The organism is Domibacillus sp. F004 (genome assembly GCF_057814295.1).
Map to the genome: position 1 here is coordinate 1 of NZ_JBVATB010000015.1, position 18,120 is coordinate 18,120.

An 18,120-nucleotide genomic window follows, 5' to 3' on the forward strand; every position below is an offset into this window, starting at 1 on the left:
GTCAAGGGATCCGACGAAAAAGGATGCAACCAAAATTGAAAAGGTTGCAACCAAAAAGAAGGGTGCACCCGTTGGTAATTCTAATGGGATAGGTAATAAAGGGAACAAATCAGCAGCGCCTCCAAAATGAAACTCAAACGCTCAGAAGCATGGCTTCTTTGCGAAGTTTCTGCCGGAGGAAACACTTGAAATTATGGACAGCATGAATGAGTTTTCCGCTACTGATTTAATCTGGCAGCAGATTCAGATTCAATATGCTGCTATTATTCGGGCGCAGAAAATTATGTATGTTGAAGATAAGGACGATATAGCAAAAGAAAAAAGTCAATCCGGTTTTGGAGAAAGTGGTGCTGATAAATGGGATATACAATTTGCTTGGGATCGTCATGCAACCTTTCTTACAGCTCAGTCCCGTGCAATGGGTGAATTGCGCAGCTTAATCAAGCAGTTTGATGAGCAGGCTCACGTTCACGATGAACGCCGTTTGAAGCTTGAGCAAATAAATCTGAACATCCAGAAAACAAAAGCCGAAGTCGATAGGATATTTAGTAACGATGATGCTCCGATTGAAATTGTCATCAAGCGAAAAGGTGATAATTATTGAACTAACGGAGCAGGTTAATTGAAAAAGGAAAAAAACAAGGGGGAAAAGCGTGAAAAAAATTTTTTTATTTGTCCGTTGTTGATTTTTCTCTTAATTGGATTAGCACGCTGCCAGCAATCAAATATTGAAGAAATTGAGAGTTAGGCGAAATTCCTAGCTTTTTTAACTAGTTTGTTCATTTTTAGAGACTTTAAATTTGAATCCCTTTGCAAACACATATTTCAGTTCATTCTTTTTCTTCTCATCCACTGTGATGCAGCCCATTTTTCTCCTTTTATAACTGGTACTCCACTATGTAAAGTTAGCTTGTTTAAAGCGTCATCATCATAAAAATATTCGAAGTATACTGCCATACCCTTTTGTGGAGAAACTGAAAAATTAAGCTTAGGAAAAAGGGTTTCTCCTCCTTCTTCCACATCATTTAAATACATAACGAGTGTACTAATCCTGGGATTACTATTTGATTTGTTTTCTGATGAAAAGAAGTCATAATGAGACTTGAACTCTTGACCAACTTTATAATTAAGAATTTGAATACCTTCCCCATGCTCAACGGGTACACCCATAATATGTGATATTCTTTTTTCAATTCTAGTAACAATGTCATTTTCGCCTTCTTCAATGAATGTACTACTGCTTGTTCTAAGCTCATTTATCTCGCGGTTATTCCCAATTTTTGAACGTTTCAATTTATATTTATCTTTTGATAATCTAATTAACTCGTCACATTCTTCATCGCTTAAAACATTTTCCAAAACAACAATTAACGGTTCTTCTAATCGAGTGATGATATTAATTTCTCTATCTTCAGTTTGGATACTATTTGCAATATGACTAAAAATAGTTTGTTCTTTAATAGTTGATTGTTTACTATCCATTATCAACTTTCATCAGCCCCTTTAAAAGATTTAATTTTCTGAATAATTTATTTATTTTATTTGTGTAAGCGGCTATATATGATAATTATATCATATAAAATATGTGTTGTTTGACGAAGGGTATGGTTGACCTAATTCAACTGTAACCAATAAGTAAAAGCCGTATCAGTTATTATACTGGTATGGCTTTTTATTTTATAAATATATGTTCTTTTTTAGTTTAAAACAAAACCCCATCTTATAAAAGAGAGGGATTGGTTGAGAATTGAAACTTTATTGATACTTATTTTTCGCATAGCCTGTTATTTATTTTCGTGAAGAGATTAAAAACACATCGTTAACAAAGATAGAAACAGAGGGCATGTCACAGCCACTTTTTCACAAATCATGGGGATATAAAAAAGAGAGCCGGCTTTTCCTCTTGTGTCCCCTGTTAACTCGTCTGTTGATAAGGAATATTTTTCATGTTTTTTTGAATAAACTTCCACTTTTGTAGAAAAGATAGAGGTTACGGGGAACGATGCTTTTGTTTTATGAGAAACAGCAAGGCAAAAATCCCCGGCATCTATTTACATCAGGACACCTAGCACATTACGTAAAAAAGGAGATGCCTCTTATGAAATATGTACTCATGTTGCTGCTTATGCCGGTCTTTATGGTGCTGTTAAGTGCTGGATTAAGCTTATCCGCTACAGTGGAAGAATGGTCTTCTTCCAGCCTATTTGGAAAAATAGAATCCCTTGTCGCTTCTGAAAATATGGGCGGAGAGGAAAACGATTTTTTGGGTGAACAGACCATCAGCAAAGAAACCATTCACTCATTTTCCGTGACGGAATGGGGCAACTTTACCCATCGCGAAAAAATGCGTTTTGTTCAAACTGCGCTGCTTGCTTATAAATTAACCGGCCAGGCTGTTTTAGACAAACCGGAAGGGTTTATCGGCATGATGGACGCACGCTATGAAGGCTATCTGACCAACAAATTCGGCCCTGACGAACATACTGACCTGTCCGAACTCTCGCTTTTTCATGAAATGGAATTAGCGGGGCAGCAAGATGGCCGGCTTGAGCAGGGAGACGACCATTAAGCCAAGGATATGCATATGGCCATCAAAAAAGACCTTGCAAGGTGATATTATCCCCTTTAGGTAGACAGTGTAAAAAGACCATGTTAATCATGGAATGTTACACTACTACTTGGAGGGGATTTTATTAAGGCTATAAAAGGACAAAAGTTTACGAAGTATTCAGAGGAAGCAATCCGTTTTTAATAGAAACCGTTGAGTAGAAAAATAAAATATTTTATTAAAATCTACAGGCTCAATAATATCCCTAATTCCTTTCGAGAAGATAGGGATATTTCAATTAGAGAAAAAACAGAATAATTAATGTAGGTAGCAATAAAACAGATACAACTGGTAGTATTCAAAAAAGGAATCTTTTATATTATAAAAGAAAAATATACTATAGCGTTTTTATTTATTAAGTCCTCTTTTTTTGATTACTTCCCAAATCTGCCACAATTCCTCCAATAAAGCTGTTCTGCTGCAAGGGGTCTTAATAAGGATTGAATTGTCTCCAGGCGATGTAAAAGTTAAGTTTTTAAAAGAAAAAACGGAAAGTATAAGAAAATAAAAGCAATCAAAGAACAGCTGCTTAATCGAGATGAATAAGTAAAAGCCGTATCAATCATTAATTGGTACAAATATATATTTTTGTAAATATATATTTGGCTCGAGTATATAACAAAACTCTGCCGAATAAAAGACAGAGTTATTAGAAGATATTAAATTATTGAACTGGAAGCGTGAAATTAACAGGCTCAGAGGTCATGAAATCCTCAGTTGTTACATCTCCAAATACAAACTTGATTTCTTTTACGGCATCTACATCTATTTCTTTGCCATCAGGAGCAAGGAACTCAAGAACACCTTCTTGTTTTACGCTACCCTGTACGTCACCGCCAATAGTTCCGTCGGTAAGGAAGAGGTTAGCGTCTACTTGCATGTCTTCAATGACCGCACTACCTTGATCCGGGTAAAACATTAATACTCCATCAGTTGTATTTTCAATGTTAATACCCACTTCTAATTTATCGGCCGTAATTTTTACATCTAAAAAACTATTAATAGCTACGTAATAAATATCATGAAAAATGTACCGTGACATGATTAAAACAAAAGCATACTGTAACATGCTAATAATAAGTAATTGACTAATTAATCCTATTATCCCATAACAAAAGATCTGTTTCTATATTTACTATTCGACAAAACACGACCAATAATGTCATATCTATTAATTTTTGTTAATTATATAATCTAATTAGCTATAATTTTCTTACGTATCTAAGTAAAAGGATCTAAAAAGGTGTTCATAGATTTTAGAAGGGTGAACATCAACTATGAATCATCAACCAAGGCATGAACCAAGAGCATTTCACGGTTGAGATGTATTAATTAAACAGGCAGAAGAAAAGAGACGATCACTTATAAGAAACTTACAGAAAAAGTGGGTGTACATCATAGAGTCTGTAGGTATCTTTAGAATTAATTGAGGGAACCGTATCACTTGTTTGTGCATACCTTACTAAAAACAGTAAGGTGTGTGGCTATAGTGATTAAAAAGCTCACCAAAGAGATTTCACTTCCAAAAGATACAGGTCCTCACTTATTTACTAATATCGAGTGGTGGTACTACTTTACTTATCTTACCGGAAATCAGGGAGGTCGATATGCTATGATGGCTTCCTTTTTCCGGGTAGGAGAAACAGAGTGCAATAAAGGTCATTATTTAATCTATAATTTGATTGATCTTAATAAGAAAAAACAGCATAACTATTCATTAATTGACTCGAAATTAAAATGGAATATGGTTGCAATGTATCTTCCTGTCTATTTATTACTTCATCCAGCAGATATAAGAATCTGGAAATTATATAAAAGCCTTTTGTTAGGTCAAATACCTTCGCCGCATTCTCAAGTGAAAAAGACGAAAATAAAACAAAATCCAACCCAATTAATATATGGTGATAATAAATTAACATTTTTCGGTGAAAAAGAAGAGTGTTTTAACGTACATTTAATTGAAAAAAATTTAGGGATAGATCTACAATTCACTCCTGTTAAGCCAATTTCATTAATCGGTGAAGATGGAAAGCCAGATGATTTATATTATTATTCCTTTACCAAAAATAGTGTTCAGGGGCAAATTCAAACTGAGAAAGGAATTGAGAGTGTAAGAGGACAGGGATGGTTTGATCATCAATGGGGAGTTGATGATGGAATAATTAAAGGCTTTGGTTGGAATTGGTTTGGTCTTCAACTGGATGATGGCCGTGAGCTGCTTTTAAATGAGATGCGTTCGAACAAATCAAAGAAAACATTTTCTCCAATGGCTAATTTAATTGAACGGGACGGATCTATTCGTTTTACAAGAGATGTTTCTTTTCAAAAAATAAAATATTGGGATAGCTTAAAAACGAAAGCTAGATATCCGATAGAATGGAAAATAATCATCCCTGAATTTTCAATAGAATTACACGTAATTGCAACATTCCGAGAACAGGAAATGCCCATCATTGGACCGCTTCAAGCAATCTGGGAAGGAACCTGTAATCTGTCGGGACAGGAAACCCTTTCTAATGGAAAGAGGAAAACATTAGATGGAAAAGGATTTATGGAACTAGTAGGTTATGCATTTTAAACTAATTAAGATATATTCAATAAACCTCATATAGACATATTAAAGTGAACCGTATGTAAACCAAAGAAAAATCCCGCTGGAGGAATAACGAATCCAGCGGGATTTTTTTAGTTGTTTTCATTTCTGGTCGTTAAGACTTTTTAAGGAATGTTGGAACAATCTCATGGTCAAACCATCAAGTTTAACGTTCTTAGCCATAGGATCGCAAATGATGATATAAGAATGAACAATCCAAGTTCTTGGAGTAACCGAACGACGGGGTTCAAACTGAAAAAGGACGGATTGTTTCATTTGTGTACACATTAAAACGGTGCTTGAATATGCTAGGTAATAATGTAAATGAATACGCGAACTTGGAAAGAGGTATATAATGATTCAACTATCGGGGAAGCCCTTTCAACAAAGTGACATGTGGCCGTCTGCTAGCATTGAAAGTATGATCATTCAACGGATGAATGAAGATACAGTCGTTTACTCGTATCAATCCATACGCGAATTGTCGTTTGAGCTTAAGTTACGAAAAAATATCATATTAAGTGCAAGAGCCATGAATCAAAGCAATGTGCGGTTTGTAGTATTAGCAAAATCCCGTTGTAATCCTCAATACTGGGATTTGACGAGTACTGGTGGATTCCTGCTGCGGGATAGTGTAAAACCATCAGACGCGATTCAAGATATCTACATGAACAGTTCACAATATGCGTTTGAATGTGCAACGGCAAAGGTCATTATCTATTACCATGCGGTCCTAAACCTTATTGGCGAATCCTTATTTAATCAATTATTTCAAAACATCTATTTATACAGCTGGCATGTTGATCCTGACTTAGTATTAATATCAAATTATACAGGCCATTTTTTGCCTGGAGATGTCGTCTATTTTAAGAATCCGGACTTCGATCCGAAAACCCCTCAGTGGAGAGGAGAAAATGCCGTTGTTCTAGGAGATGGTACCTATTTTGGCCATGGGTTAGCCATAAAGACAGCTGAACAAATGATTCATGCTCTGAATAAAAGGAGAAAGCCAGGGACAAATCAATCAGCCTATCTGACAAATTTAGTTACAAGACCATCTTTTAAACATTTAGCGAAACTTTCGATGTCACAACGAGCTTATTCGATTCCTAAATATCAACATATCGTCGTTCAACATAACGAAAGTTCGATTTCATTTGATCGATATGTGTTCTATTTGTAATCGCCAACCTAAAAGTATTGGTTTAAAATAAAATTCGATCAAAGTACTGCTGAAAACGTTGAGTTATCGATAAAAAAGAACCTGTTTTTGAAAAAATTTGATATGCAAAAATAATACATGCATCTACGTGTTTATTTATTTAGTCCATGTTTTTGATCACTCTCCAAATCTGCCGCATTTCCTCCAGCAAAGCTGTTCTGCTGCAAGGGGTCTTAATAAGGATTGAATTGTCTCCAGGCGATGTGAAGATTGAGTTTTTAAAAGAAGAAACCAAAAGCACAAAAGAGAAATAAAAGCGATCAAAGAACAGCTACTTAATGGGAGTTACCGCCGTCCATGATGATATCGTCTGCCTCAAGATGAGGAAGTAATGAATTAATCACCGAGTTGAGCGGCTTACTCGCAGTCACCATTAGAAAAATCTTTCTTGGAGTTTCCAGGGACTGCACAAAGTCTTGATTTTCGTAATACGGATGGAGCGACTGACTGTCCAATTTAGCAACACGCTGATCCGTTAAATCTCTTGTGTAGTTATAGAAAGCGACTTGTTCTCCTTTACTAGCCATGGTTAAAGCGATATTACTACCCATACTCCTAAACCAACGACACCAATTGTATTGAACATTTAGTTCTGCTCCTTTTATGTAAGAATAATAGGCAGTAAATCCCTCTCATAAGTGGGGATTTACTGCCCGGAAAGGCTTATACAAATAAGCTTAGTAATAAAATAAATCCTAATCCAGCTACTGAAACAATCGTCTCAAGCAGGGTCCATGTTGCAAATGTTTCTTTCATACTTAAACCAAAGTACTCTTTAAACATCCAGAAACCAGCATCATTAACGTGTGAAGCAATTAAACTTCCCGCTCCTGTTGCAAGTACCACTAAAGCAAGGTTCACGTCAGATTGTCCTAACATTGGAATTACTAAACCGGCAGTTGTTAAAGCTGCAACGGTGGCAGACCCTAGAGCAATCCGTAAGATAGCAGCGATGATCCAGGCAAGTAAGATTGGTGATAATGCAGTTCCTTTAAATAATTCAGCCACATAGTCACCTACGCCGCCATTAATTAATACTTGTTTGAAGGCTCCGCCGCCCCCGATAATTAAAAGCATCATTCCGATATGCAAGATCGCTGTTGTACAAGAATCCATGATATCTTTCATTGGAATTTTTCTTGCTAATCCCATACTATAGACAGCAAATAATAAAGAAATCAACATAGAAGTTGAGGCGTCACCAATAAAACGGACAATGCCTAAAAATGTATTATCTTCAAATCCTAATGTTTTTTGAAGCAAAGTAATAATTGTTGCAATTGACATTAAAATAACAGGAAGCATAGCCGTGAATACACTGATTCCAAATCCAGGCGTGTCTTCAAGTTTAAATGTTTTTTGTTCACCTAAAGAGGCAATGCTTCCTGTTTTTGTAAATGATTCAGGTACCAGTTTTTTCGCTAATTTTGTAAAAACCGGTCCAGCTAAAATAACGGTTGGAACCGCAATAATGAACCCGTAAAGTAAAACCTGACCAAGATCTGCGCCATATTCACCTGCAATAACCGTTGGTCCTGGGTGTGGTGGTAAGAAACCGTGTGTTACCGATAAAGCGGCTACCATCGGAATACCGAGATAAAGAATCGAAACCCTTAATTCTCTTGAAATTGCAAAGACGATTGGAATTAATAATACTAATCCTACTTCAAAAAATAACGCGATACCGATAATGAATGAAGCAGCAACAACCGCCCATTGAATATTTTTTTCTCCAAATTTGTTCACGAGGGTCATCGCAATGCGTTGCGCGCCGCCTGAATCTGCGATTAACTTACCCAACATCGCTCCAAGTCCAAAGATTAACGCTAAGTGACCAAGTGTTCCGCCTAATCCTGCTTCAATGGTTTTAACAATTTCCTCAAGTGGCATCCCAAGTGCTAAAGCTACTCCAAATGATACAATGATTAATGAAACAAAGGTGTTTAATTTGAAGCCCATAATTAGTACGAGTAATGCTAAAATTCCAATTGCTACAATAACTAATGGCATTGTAATCCCTCCAAATGTTTATCTAGTTGTGCTTATTAAGTTTCGTTGATAACTCGCAATTTGTGTATATTCGTTTTCTAATGCCCTTGATAGGTTAATAAAAATCGGCAGCAGTTGCCTATATTCTGTTGTAGACTCTTCTTTCGGTGTGTGCTTGTGGGTACTGCCTATCATTTCAGAAACTACTTCGAAGGAATCGATTTCCCCGGTGGCATATAATCCTAATATACAAGCACCTAGGCACGAACTTTCATAGCTTTCTGGAACTACGACTTCCGATTCGAAGATATCGGACATCATTTGTCGCCAAACATCCGACCTTGCGAAGCCTCCCGTAGCTTTAATTCGGGTCACAGGACCGTCCATACATTCGGTTAAGGCTAAAAGTACTGTGTATAAATTGTAAATGACTCCTTCTAGAGCTGCTCGAATCATATGTTCTTTCTTATGCGAGAGTGTTAATCCGAAAAATGAACCCCGCACGTCTGGATTCCATAATGGTGCACGTTCACCTGCAAGATATGGATGGAATAACAATCCATCAGCGCCTGGTCTTACGCGTTCGGCAATCTTGGTTAAGACTTCATAAGCGTCGATTCCGAGTCTTTTGGCTGTTTCTACCTCGGAAGAAGCAAATTCATCGCGGATCCAGCGAAGGACCATCCCGCCATTGTTTACCGGCCCACCAATCACCCAATGCTTTTCCGTTAAGGCATAGCAAAAGATTCTTCCTTTTTCGTCTGTTTGCGGCTCGTCAATAATCGTCCGAATCGCACCGCTTGTCCCAATCGTGACAGCGATTTCACCTTTCCGGATAGCGTTTACACCTAGATTTGAAAGGACACCATCACTTGCCCCAATGACAAAAGAGGTTTGTGGATCAATCCCAATCTGTTTGGCTAAATCTGGGTCACAGTTATTAAAGATCTTTGTTGTGGGTACGAGTTCAGATAATTGATCACGTGTTATTCCAGCAATTCTTAGAGCTTCCTCATCCCAATCCAAGTTTTTGAGATTCATCAAGCCCATGCATGAAGCAAGAGAATAATCGACAACATATTGATCAAAGAACTTTTTAAAGATATATTCTTTAATCCCGATAAACTTTTTAACGTTGGTTGCGATCTCTGGGCGATCATTCACAATCCAGGTGATTTTGGATAATGGTGACATCGGATGAATCGGTGTTCCGGTTCGTTTGTAAACTTCATGCCCATCTAATTCATCTTTTATTTTATGGGCCCAAGCCTCACTGCGATTATCTGCCCAAGTGATACAAGGGGTCAGCGGCTGGTCATTTTCATCCATAGCTATAACACTATGCATCGCACTGCTAAATGAAATAAATGAGAGTTTTTTATCTGAATGCTGTTTCGTTATATTTGAAATGGCTTTCAAAACAGCCTGAAAAATCTCCTCTGGGTCTTGTTCAGCTGTTGTCATATCCGGTGTGTAAAGAGGATAACCAATATTCTCTTGCTGAATGACATCGCCTTTTTTCGTAAATAAAACGGCTTTTGTACTTGTTGTACCGATGTCTACACCTAATATAGATATAGAGCTATTCATTTTCTTGTTCGACTCCTTTTGAAAGCATCTGTTGGGACATCCATAAGTCTTCCACTTTCTCTTGAACATCATCAAAGTTTTCATGTAAAGACTTAATCATGAGGTCTCGATCTTTTGTTTTGATCGCGTCAATATAAAGTTGATGATTATTTATGATTCGTGTAAAGTCTTCATACTTTTCTTTAAAACGACTGCGCATGGATAGAACAATTAAGCTTTCCATCACAGGTTTCAAATTATCCCAGATCATCAGGATGTAGGAATGATTGACGGACCGAATAATTGTTTCGTGGAATAGGACATCCTGATAAGAAAACTCATCAGCATCTCGGTATTTTATGGCAATTTTCATCATTTCTAGTATTTTACTAAGTTCCGTTACTAATTCAATCGTGTCCATCCTTACAAGCCGTTCAAATACAAACGTTTCGATGAGTAAACGTACATCGTAAATTTCTGCATATTCTTTTTCTGTTAAACCAACAACAACGGCACCCATTCTTTGTAATCGGATGATATTTTCAGATGCCAATATTTTTAACGCATCACGAACCGGCGATCGACTCACAGAAAATTCTACAGCTAATTTATTTTCTGATAAGACGGTACCGCTTTCAATCATGCCGGAAATAATACGCATTCTAAGCTCATGGGTTACACGGTCTCCAACTGAAGCTTTGGAAAGCCATTTTTCGGGGTATAGAAGTTCCTTAGATTTGCTCATAGAATCACCTTATCAATAAAATTCAAGTATACTTGTATACAAGTATTATAATCGAGACGTTTAATAATGCAAGCGCTTTTATTTTAATTTAACTAGATTCTTGTTAAAATAATTCGGAGTTTGTTGGGAGTTTAGAATAATAGGGGGGAAATCATTGGACCTATAAAAATATCAAAATGGGTCTTCCTTAAAACAGAATATTGTAGATTTAAAGGATTAGATGCTAAATAATAACGAAGTTAATTCTTCTCATTTTGATATGTTACGGAGAACCGTATCATAAGTAACTGTAAATCGAAGAAAAATCCCGCTGGAGGAATAACACATCCAGCGGGATTTGTTAGTTGTTCTTAATAAGTCCATCGAATGTAAAATAAAAATAAATATATCCCGTAGCGAGTTTATTTATTTAGTCCATGTTTTTGATCACTCTCCAAATCTGCCACAGTTCCTCCAATAAAGCTGTTCTGCTGTAAGGGGTCTTAATAAGGATTGAATTGTCTCCAGGCGATGTGAAGATTGAGTTTTTAAAAGAAGAAACGGAGAGTACAAAAGAGAAAATAAAAGCGATCAAAGAACAGCAGCTCAATCGAAATCAATAAGTAAAAGCCGTATCAGTCAGTATACTGGTACGGCTATTTACTTATTTTGGGAGGAGTTTTGAAACTTTGGATTAAGGCTCTATTAGCGACTAATGTTGACTTCCTTGTTAAACTAACGGGGCAGGGTAGTTGAATAATATTAGTATCTTTACGTTGAAACCTACAACCGACAAATATGAAGAAATATATATAAACCTGGTGGAAAAACAATGTTTTCAGGATAAAAAAGGAGGAGAAACTATGTACAATAACGAAAGACCAAGAAGAATAATTTTAGATTTAGCAGTTACTTTAGATGGATTTATTGAAGGACAAAAAGGGGAAGTTGACTGGTGTATTATGGACTCTGATATGGGATTCATTAATTTCTTAAATCATATTGATACTATTTTATATGGAAGAAAAAGCTATGATTTATGGGGACAATATACTCCAGAAAATGAAGCTTCTGATACCGAAAAAGAAATTTGGAAATTAGTCCATAGTAAAGAAAAATATGTGTTTTCCAGAACACAAAAATGGACTGATAATAAAGCAATATTCATAAATGATAATATTTTTGAAGAAGTAAATAAATTAAAGAATAAGCCTGGTAAAGACATCTGGCTTTATGGTGGAGCAAGTCTAATTACAACTTTTATAAATTTAGGGCTTGTTGATGAATTTAGATTATCTGTGCACCCTGTTATTTTGGGAGAAGGAAAACCCTTGTTTATTGACATAAAACAGAGGTTGAATCTAAAACTGGTTAATAGCAAAAGGTTCTCCTCTGGCGTTGTTCAACTACGTTATCATCTTAATGAGAAGTAATCATAAGCATAATGATATGCCAAATCCAAGGATGAAAGAAAAATGTAATATCAATGCTTGTTTTTGTCTATTTACTCATCTGCAATTGATTTTATATAAAACGTATAGGTAAAGTAAGCAGTTTTAAATGTTAATGTTGATAATGAGAACAATGGATGGGAAACCATAACCAGTAAGGTTTCCCATCCTTTAGTCAACTAACCCCATTTGTTGATTGTCAAATTAACGGTTTCCAATGGTCATTAAAGATGAACAGGTGATACATAACTACTTTTTGTTTTTATTTTTGATATTGTCGCAAGCGAGTCCACATGAACATCGGACATCGCCAAATTCTAAAGAGTAGGCTGCAGGAAACTCTCTGTTGACTTCCTGCACTTCCCTTGCAAATTCTTCTCGATCTGCAGGAACTGATCTAAGTGTATCTGCTTTTTCCTGGGTATCAATAGTAGCTCCCGGCGGCACGAATCGGTTCGGTGCAATACGAACACCATTTGTAACAACCGCATTTGATGATATAAACGAACCTTTCCCGACAATGGCATTAAAAACAATGGATTTAAATCCAATAAATACATCATCCTTAATCACAACTGGCCCGTGTACAATCGCACCGTGGGCAACCGTTACTCCTTCACCGATAAAAATAGAAAACCTTTTACAGTTTACCTTAAATCGCTGGTCCCGTAATCCATGTAAAATGACACCGTCTTGGATATTAGTGTTGCGACCAATGAAAAAAGGGAATCCTTCATCGGCACGAATAGTAGCAGTAGGGGCCACAAATACATTATCTTCTATGGTTACATCTCCAATTACACTGACGAAAGGGCTTATAAAGGCCGTATTATTGATCTTCGGCTGCCGGCTGACAGGATTAAATGAGGTGACCGGATTGGGTGCCAGAAATCTCACAAAGGCATTAAATGGACCTTTTGGATCAAAATTTGAATCAAACTGTGGTTTTTTGGGGGATTCTTTCTTTTTCTTTTTAGCCATTAATTTCCTCCTTCAAGAATGAATAATGAGTGGTACAATCTTATTCTATTCACCATTAATAACAATGCTTGTTCAATTGTCTATTAGTTAATACAGGTTTTATAGAATATTACTAAAATCAGGAAGTGTTAATTAAATCTACTATATTAACTAGTTTTGTATAGGATACACATAAAGGTATGTTCCTTATTAACTAGCAATACGTCATGGTTGGCTAATGGGGACTTAAGTTCAACAAAGGAAGGCAGATTCGGCAGCTTCTTCTTCAACAAACGGGAACTTTAGTTGAATAAATATTTTTAAAGTTGATTCTCTAATTAGGGAATCGACTTTTTTAATTTCGTCGAATGAATAGTGTCGAAACTTAACAGAATTGCTACTGATGTCTTCTTGCTTAGACAAGACGACAAAATTTTGTTTTTATCGTCCTTTATTAATCCCCGTTTTTTGATTACTTCCCAAATCTGCCTCATTTCCTCCAGCAAAGCTGTTCTGGCGCGAAGACGAATTGGATTGTCTGATGCTGGTGTGAAGATTACGTTTTTAAAGGAAGAAATGGAGAGTATTAAAGAGGAAATAAAAGCAATCAAAGAACAGCTGCTTAATCGAGATCAATAAGTAAAAGCCGTGTCAGTCCGTATACTGATACGGCTTTTCCACTATGTAAATAAGTGTTTGGGGGGAGTTTCGAAACTTTGGATTAAGGCTCTGCTAGTGAATAGTGTTAATTTCCTTATTGAACTAACGGAGCAGGTTAGTCGAAGAAGCATTTCAATAAATGAACCCTTTTCAACGATATTCATGCTAGCATACAGGGAAGTGATACATTTGAAAAACACACCATATGCTTAAGTAGAATTAAAAGTATCTTGAAGGGAGTTATACCGTCATGCAGCGGATAAAATTTATGATTAAACAATTCTTAAAAGAGCCTTTGTGGTTTAAAATACTAATCTCTACAACTTTGCTTATTTCATTTATTTTTAGCAGTTCATTTTTTTCGAATAATGCTTATTATCAAAGCTGTTCAAAATTAGCTGCGGCTATCTTTTTTTGTGCTTATGGTATTAAAATGAGGAGGAATCTTGTAAGTTCTGCCATCTTATTTACTTTAGCAGTAATATGTATTTATCTATCCATCTTGGCAATATATTAGTGACCATTATTCTATTCTGTAGTTTTCAAATTTGGACATGGAGAAAAAGAAGAAAAATGTTATGAGTACTTATTGGGCTAACGGGTGTGTTAGTTCAACAACAGAGACAAAAAAGGCCGATTTTTCCGGTCTTTTTTTGCTTGAACATCAGCACGAATCTTAACAGAGTCTACAAAAAGTAATTTTTAGAACTGTGAAAAGGGGGTAAGAGACGATGTGGAAGTTGATCTTTTAAAAGAAGCAACGGAGTATATTAAAGCGAGAGTCAGAATAATAAGGGAGCAGTCGCTCTAGCATAACCAATAAGGAAAAGCCGTATCAGTTATTACACTGGTACGGCTTTTGTATTGAAATAAGTATGTAATAAACGGATCAGGCAAGCGGACAAGCCCGAAAACAGGACGCCCGATCAACTGTAATCTCTGTTCTGGAAAAGGTGAGAAAATAAAGACTGGCGCGAAATACACGGCCGATTTTAAAGTTTCTTACAAGGAAGGTCGTACAGAAATTATCGATGTCAAAGGCGGACCCGCTTCACGAGATTTCTCATTGCGGCGTAAGCTACTTGAAAAGGTAATCGGTCAGGAAGTGACAGTCGGGGAATACAAAACGGAAGTGTTAAATAATCCATGGATTAAAAAAGAAGCCTTAAAAAACGGCTTCTCACTAAAATTAATACATTGGAAACTGACTAGGCATCAGATGAGGAGCATTGTTATCTCTCTCAGGCATCACGTGAGGGGCATTGTTATCTCCCCAAGGCATTAAGTGAGGAGCATTGTTATCTCTCTCAGGCATCATATGAGGGGCATTGTTATCTCCCCAAGGCATTAAGTGAGGAGCATTGTTATCTCTCTCAGGCATCACGTGAGGGGCATTGTTATCTCCCCAAGGCATTAAGTGAGGAGCATTGTTATCTCTCTCAGGCATCATGTGAGGGGCATTGTTATCTTCTTCAGGCATTAGGTGAGGAGCATTGTTATCTCTCTCAGGCATCATGTGAGGAGCATTGTCATATCTTTCAGGCATCAATTGGGGAGCGCAGTTATGCCTTTTAGGCATCATTTTGGGGGCACAGGTATGCCCTTCAAACATCATGTAATGTTGTTCAACCTTCATTACGTAATAAAAGTGCTTTTGATAATAATATATGTGCTTCTGAGGGTCCACATATTCATATTTTTTTGCGAGCAGTCCATATAAGTTTGCTTTTGCTAAAAGATCTTTTAACATTTGATCTAATTTCATTAAAAATCCCCCTTTTAAAGTTACTTTAGGGTATTCATTGATTTTTATGTTGTATAAGAAGATCGCCTGCTTTTACAGAATAAAGCGGCAGACTGAGGTTTTTTTAGGAGGAAGCGATATGCTGCAAGGCACGTGCATTAGCGATGAAGAAGAATCGAAGTTTATCGAACAGCTCAGTTTATTTTGAGAAAGGGGTGGCGTGATGAATATTGGAGATTGGGCTTTAGCCGCTTCGGGCCGGTATTGGTATATGAGTTATATTGATAGCTTTTCAAAAGATTTAGAGACGGTGCATGTGACGAAAATAACTAGGGTTTGTAAGAGATGTTCCCGAAAACATCAAACCAGCACCAGCTACGTGCTCAATGAGTTTAATTGTGCCGTTGGATTCGTCTCTTTTGAAAGAAGATTATGACGATCTTATCGATTTAACAATCATGAATGCAGATAAGGAATGGTTCTTAGAGTTAAGGGAAAAGATGTTGCCGGGGAGTATGACGGGGAAATATCATACAAAAACAATATATCCGTTAATCAAAAGTTTACACAAAAAAAGCCAGGGAAAGTCCCGGCCCTATAAAATATTACTCGCAATTCTATTTTAACAGACTGGGGGCTTCCCTTCTATGAAAGATATCATGATCGATCCTTCCACAATGATGCTGGAATTGGATATAATGGAAATATCGAAAGCTTGTGTGGTGGTGATCTGTGATGGAAAAGCAAAATTGAGAGAATTGCCCCCACACGGTGAATACAAGATCGTGACATATCAAGGGAAAGTGAAACGGATGAAGAAAGAAGAGAGGGAGGAGTTTTGGGTAATCTAAGAAAATTATAAGGAGAGTGATTTAGTGAACAAAATTGTATACTTGTCAGTAAATGCATTAGTAACGACTTTTACTATTCAAACAGTAGTGGAAATGGTCATAGAAGAGACAAGTATGTCCAGAATTTTATTTTTCATCATTATGATGTACGTAGTATTTAACACTTTGCTCTTTTTAGGAATTTATATAATGGATTATCTAATTAGCAAGCTGGACTCCCTTTTAGAAAGAAGGAAAAAAAAGAAATATTCATTATACAACTGGTTAAGTGACCCGTATCTAACACTCGACTTTAGAAATGAATTATTGAGAGAAATGGACTTTGATTCAAAGAATTTTCACGAAAATTATCAAAAGATAAAAGAAAAAATAAAAGAAAATAAAAGCCTCAATGATTTAAAAGGATTAAAAATGTATATGGAAATGAAGACAGAAAGTCCGCGTTATAATTCAATATTAAGCTCAACACAGACAATTTTGATCGCAGTATTAACAACGGCGCTTATAACAATGTATAATATTGATAGTACAAATGTTTTTGAAAGGAATAAAAGCCTAATTTTTTTTGGGGGATTCTGGGTTTTCCTTTTATTAACTATTGATTATATAAGTAATGAAATAGATAGAAATAAACTATTCCTTAAATTAATTTCTGAATGTGTTGAGGAAGAAGAAAAAAGAAAAAAAAGCAAGACATAATATATTAGTTCTGCCAGCCCACTGGAGGACACTGAACAGACACGGAAATCCGTGCACTGTCTGGTGTCCTTTTTTATTTGCCAAAAAGGAGTGATCGTCATGAATCCGATTTTGAAAGAGCAGCTGCGACAATGGAAGAGGAATCACCAAGAAGTGAAGCAAGAAAAGCCGCCGCAGAAGAAGTAGGAGAAGCTGTCTGAGCGTGAATTGCGGAAATTAATGGGAATGCACACATGCGGACGTTACAACGCGGCAAAGGTGGAGGTTATAAACATTAAGGGAGGGACCTACATAATGGGAAAAATTTCTTTTTTACCTGAGATCGATCGAAAAGAGACGCAAAAGAAAGTAGAAGAGATGCTAGAAAGTGTACGGATTTATAAACAGATCGGCTTTATCAGAAGGGAAATGAAGATCACCCCTGCCTATACTCCACGTTATCACGGCCAAACTTATTCCGTGGGAAATCCTGCGGAGGAAATAGCTTTATGGAATGCTAAGAAGGAACAAGAAATCGAGAACTTAGAAATCAATTTAGACCGTGCATTAAAACGTCTTTCCAGAACCGAACGGGCCATCATTCAAAAAAGATATTTAGAGGATGAAGACGCATTTGATTACATGATCCACGACGAGTTAGGAATGAGCGCAAGAACCTACGGACGAGTGAAGTCCAGAGCGTTTTATAAACTGGCTTTTATGTTGCGGCTTGAAGTCGTGAAAGGGGAAGGAAATTAGTGGCAGACTTTTGGCATGATTTTGGCCGCATAGTGGCACGTATTTTGTTATTGGGAGTGTTATTATGTTAGTAGAGAAATATAAGGAATGAGGCACTCACTGATAACCGTGGGTGTTTTTTGTCTTTATTTGACGAACAAATTAGATAGGTTTATGCCTTTTTTTTCCTGGGAATGTGTAAAGGGAGGGGAGGGATTAGATGAACAAATTAACAATAAAGGAGCAAGTACTGCTTACCTATTATTCGCAGTATCTTGCTGATGTCAGCAAGATACTGGAGGTTCACTATGAGTTACCCGAATTACTTGATCC

General features: G+C 36.6%; 18 protein-coding genes and 2 pseudogenes. 12 read left to right on the forward strand and 8 right to left on the reverse strand.

The window, feature by feature from the left end:
* Together terS and ACZYRN_RS18945 are read left to right on the forward strand one after the other, a co-directional pair.
* Window positions 1–604, forward strand: a pseudogene (gene terS, locus ACZYRN_RS18940) (phage terminase small subunit); the annotation flags it as partial.
* Window positions 605–622: 18 nt separating this feature from the next.
* Window positions 623–748, forward strand: a complete 126-nt coding sequence (locus tag ACZYRN_RS18945) for a hypothetical protein (protein ID WP_488913140.1) — start codon at window positions 623–625, stop codon at window positions 746–748.
* Between the two features lie 77 nt (window positions 749–825).
* On the opposite strand, the gene ACZYRN_RS18950 is transcribed toward ACZYRN_RS18945, so the two are convergent.
* A complete protein-coding gene (locus ACZYRN_RS18950; protein ID WP_488913141.1) occupies window positions 826–1,482 on the reverse strand; it encodes a 2OG-Fe(II) oxygenase in 657 nt (218 codons plus the stop codon).
* Window positions 1,483–2,098: 616 nt separating this feature from the next.
* Between ACZYRN_RS18950 and ACZYRN_RS18955 the strand changes: the two genes are divergently transcribed.
* Window positions 2,099–2,569, forward strand: a complete 471-nt coding sequence (locus ACZYRN_RS18955) for a hypothetical protein (protein WP_488913142.1) — start codon at window positions 2,099–2,101, stop codon at window positions 2,567–2,569.
* Window positions 2,570–3,272: 703 nt separating this feature from the next.
* On the opposite strand, the gene ACZYRN_RS18960 is transcribed toward ACZYRN_RS18955, so the two are convergent.
* Window positions 3,273–3,650 (reverse strand): hypothetical protein, encoded by a 378-nt coding sequence (locus tag ACZYRN_RS18960; RefSeq protein ID WP_488913143.1) that lies wholly within the window; start codon window positions 3,648–3,650, stop codon window positions 3,273–3,275.
* A gap of 447 nt (window positions 3,651–4,097) precedes the next feature.
* On the opposite strand from ACZYRN_RS18960, the gene ACZYRN_RS18965 reads away from it, so the two are divergent.
* Together ACZYRN_RS18965 and ACZYRN_RS18970 are read left to right on the forward strand one after the other, a co-directional pair.
* Entirely contained in the window at window positions 4,098–5,186 is a 1,089-nt protein-coding gene (locus tag ACZYRN_RS18965) for a lipocalin-like domain-containing protein (protein WP_488913144.1), read from the forward strand.
* A 370-nt stretch (window positions 5,187–5,556) separates the two neighbouring features.
* Complete coding sequence (locus tag ACZYRN_RS18970; protein ID WP_488913145.1) at window positions 5,557–6,384, forward strand: protein-glutamine gamma-glutamyltransferase; 828 nt, start codon at window positions 5,557–5,559, stop codon at window positions 6,382–6,384.
* 317 nt (window positions 6,385–6,701) lie between these two features.
* Here ACZYRN_RS18970 and ACZYRN_RS18975 read toward each other — a convergent pair.
* The 4 genes and pseudogenes from ACZYRN_RS18975 to ACZYRN_RS18990 form a co-directional block, all read right to left on the reverse strand.
* Window positions 6,702–7,009 (reverse strand): annotated as a pseudogene (locus ACZYRN_RS18975) (NAD(P)-binding domain-containing protein); the annotation flags it as partial.
* Between the two features lie 77 nt (window positions 7,010–7,086).
* Complete coding sequence (locus tag ACZYRN_RS18980) at window positions 7,087–8,433, reverse strand: GntP family permease (RefSeq protein ID WP_488913146.1); 1,347 nt, start codon at window positions 8,431–8,433, stop codon at window positions 7,087–7,089.
* Window positions 8,434–8,451: 18 nt separating this feature from the next.
* Window positions 8,452–10,002 carry a gluconokinase gene (gene gntK, locus ACZYRN_RS18985; protein WP_488913147.1) on the reverse strand — a complete coding sequence of 517 codons (1,551 nt, stop codon included), beginning with the start codon at window positions 10,000–10,002 and terminating at the stop codon, window positions 8,452–8,454.
* Window positions 9,995–10,726, reverse strand: a complete 732-nt coding sequence (locus ACZYRN_RS18990) for a GntR family transcriptional regulator (protein WP_488913148.1) — start codon at window positions 10,724–10,726, stop codon at window positions 9,995–9,997. The genes gntK and ACZYRN_RS18990 overlap by 8 nt, the downstream gene beginning before the upstream one ends.
* 842 nt (window positions 10,727–11,568) lie before the next feature.
* Here ACZYRN_RS18990 and ACZYRN_RS18995 point away from each other — a divergent pair.
* The gene (locus ACZYRN_RS18995) at window positions 11,569–12,138 is read left to right on the forward strand and encodes a dihydrofolate reductase family protein (RefSeq protein WP_488913156.1); all 570 of its coding nucleotides are present in this window, start codon (window positions 11,569–11,571) and stop codon (window positions 12,136–12,138) included.
* 267 nt (window positions 12,139–12,405) lie between these two features.
* Here the strand turns inward: ACZYRN_RS18995 and ACZYRN_RS19000 are convergent, their stop codons facing one another.
* Window positions 12,406–13,137 carry an LbetaH domain-containing protein gene (locus ACZYRN_RS19000; RefSeq protein WP_488913149.1) on the reverse strand — a complete coding sequence of 244 codons (732 nt, stop codon included), beginning with the start codon at window positions 13,135–13,137 and terminating at the stop codon, window positions 12,406–12,408.
* A gap of 354 nt (window positions 13,138–13,491) precedes the next feature.
* Between ACZYRN_RS19000 and ACZYRN_RS19005 the strand changes: the two genes are divergently transcribed.
* The gene (locus ACZYRN_RS19005; protein WP_488913150.1) at window positions 13,492–13,755 is read left to right on the forward strand and encodes a DUF5320 domain-containing protein; all 264 of its coding nucleotides are present in this window, start codon (window positions 13,492–13,494) and stop codon (window positions 13,753–13,755) included.
* A 982-nt stretch (window positions 13,756–14,737) separates the two neighbouring features.
* Entirely contained in the window at window positions 14,738–15,061 is a 324-nt protein-coding gene (locus tag ACZYRN_RS19010) for a DUF1064 domain-containing protein (protein ID WP_488913157.1), read from the forward strand.
* On the opposite strand, the gene ACZYRN_RS19015 is transcribed toward ACZYRN_RS19010, so the two are convergent.
* The gene (locus tag ACZYRN_RS19015; RefSeq protein WP_488913151.1) at window positions 14,966–15,541 is read right to left on the reverse strand and encodes a hypothetical protein; all 576 of its coding nucleotides are present in this window, start codon (window positions 15,539–15,541) and stop codon (window positions 14,966–14,968) included. The genes ACZYRN_RS19010 and ACZYRN_RS19015 overlap by 96 nt on opposite strands.
* Before the next feature lie 626 nt (window positions 15,542–16,167).
* Here ACZYRN_RS19015 and ACZYRN_RS19020 point away from each other — a divergent pair.
* The 4 genes from ACZYRN_RS19020 to ACZYRN_RS19035 all read left to right on the forward strand — a co-directional run bounded on the left by ACZYRN_RS19020 (window position 16,168) and on the right by ACZYRN_RS19035 (window position 17,808).
* Entirely contained in the window at window positions 16,168–16,371 is a 204-nt protein-coding gene (locus ACZYRN_RS19020; RefSeq protein ID WP_488913152.1) for an XtrA/YqaO family protein, read from the forward strand.
* A gap of 24 nt (window positions 16,372–16,395) precedes the next feature.
* Window positions 16,396–17,070, forward strand: coding sequence for a hypothetical protein (locus tag ACZYRN_RS19025; protein ID WP_488913153.1), 675 nt, complete (start codon window positions 16,396–16,398; stop codon window positions 17,068–17,070).
* Window positions 17,071–17,147: 77 nt separating this feature from the next.
* Window positions 17,148–17,270 carry a hypothetical protein gene (locus ACZYRN_RS19030; protein ID WP_488913154.1) on the forward strand — a complete coding sequence of 41 codons (123 nt, stop codon included), beginning with the start codon at window positions 17,148–17,150 and terminating at the stop codon, window positions 17,268–17,270.
* 94 nt (window positions 17,271–17,364) lie between these two features.
* A complete protein-coding gene (locus tag ACZYRN_RS19035) occupies window positions 17,365–17,808 on the forward strand; it encodes an ArpU family phage packaging/lysis transcriptional regulator (RefSeq protein WP_488913155.1) in 444 nt (147 codons plus the stop codon).
* Window positions 17,809–18,120: the final 312 nt, after the last annotated feature.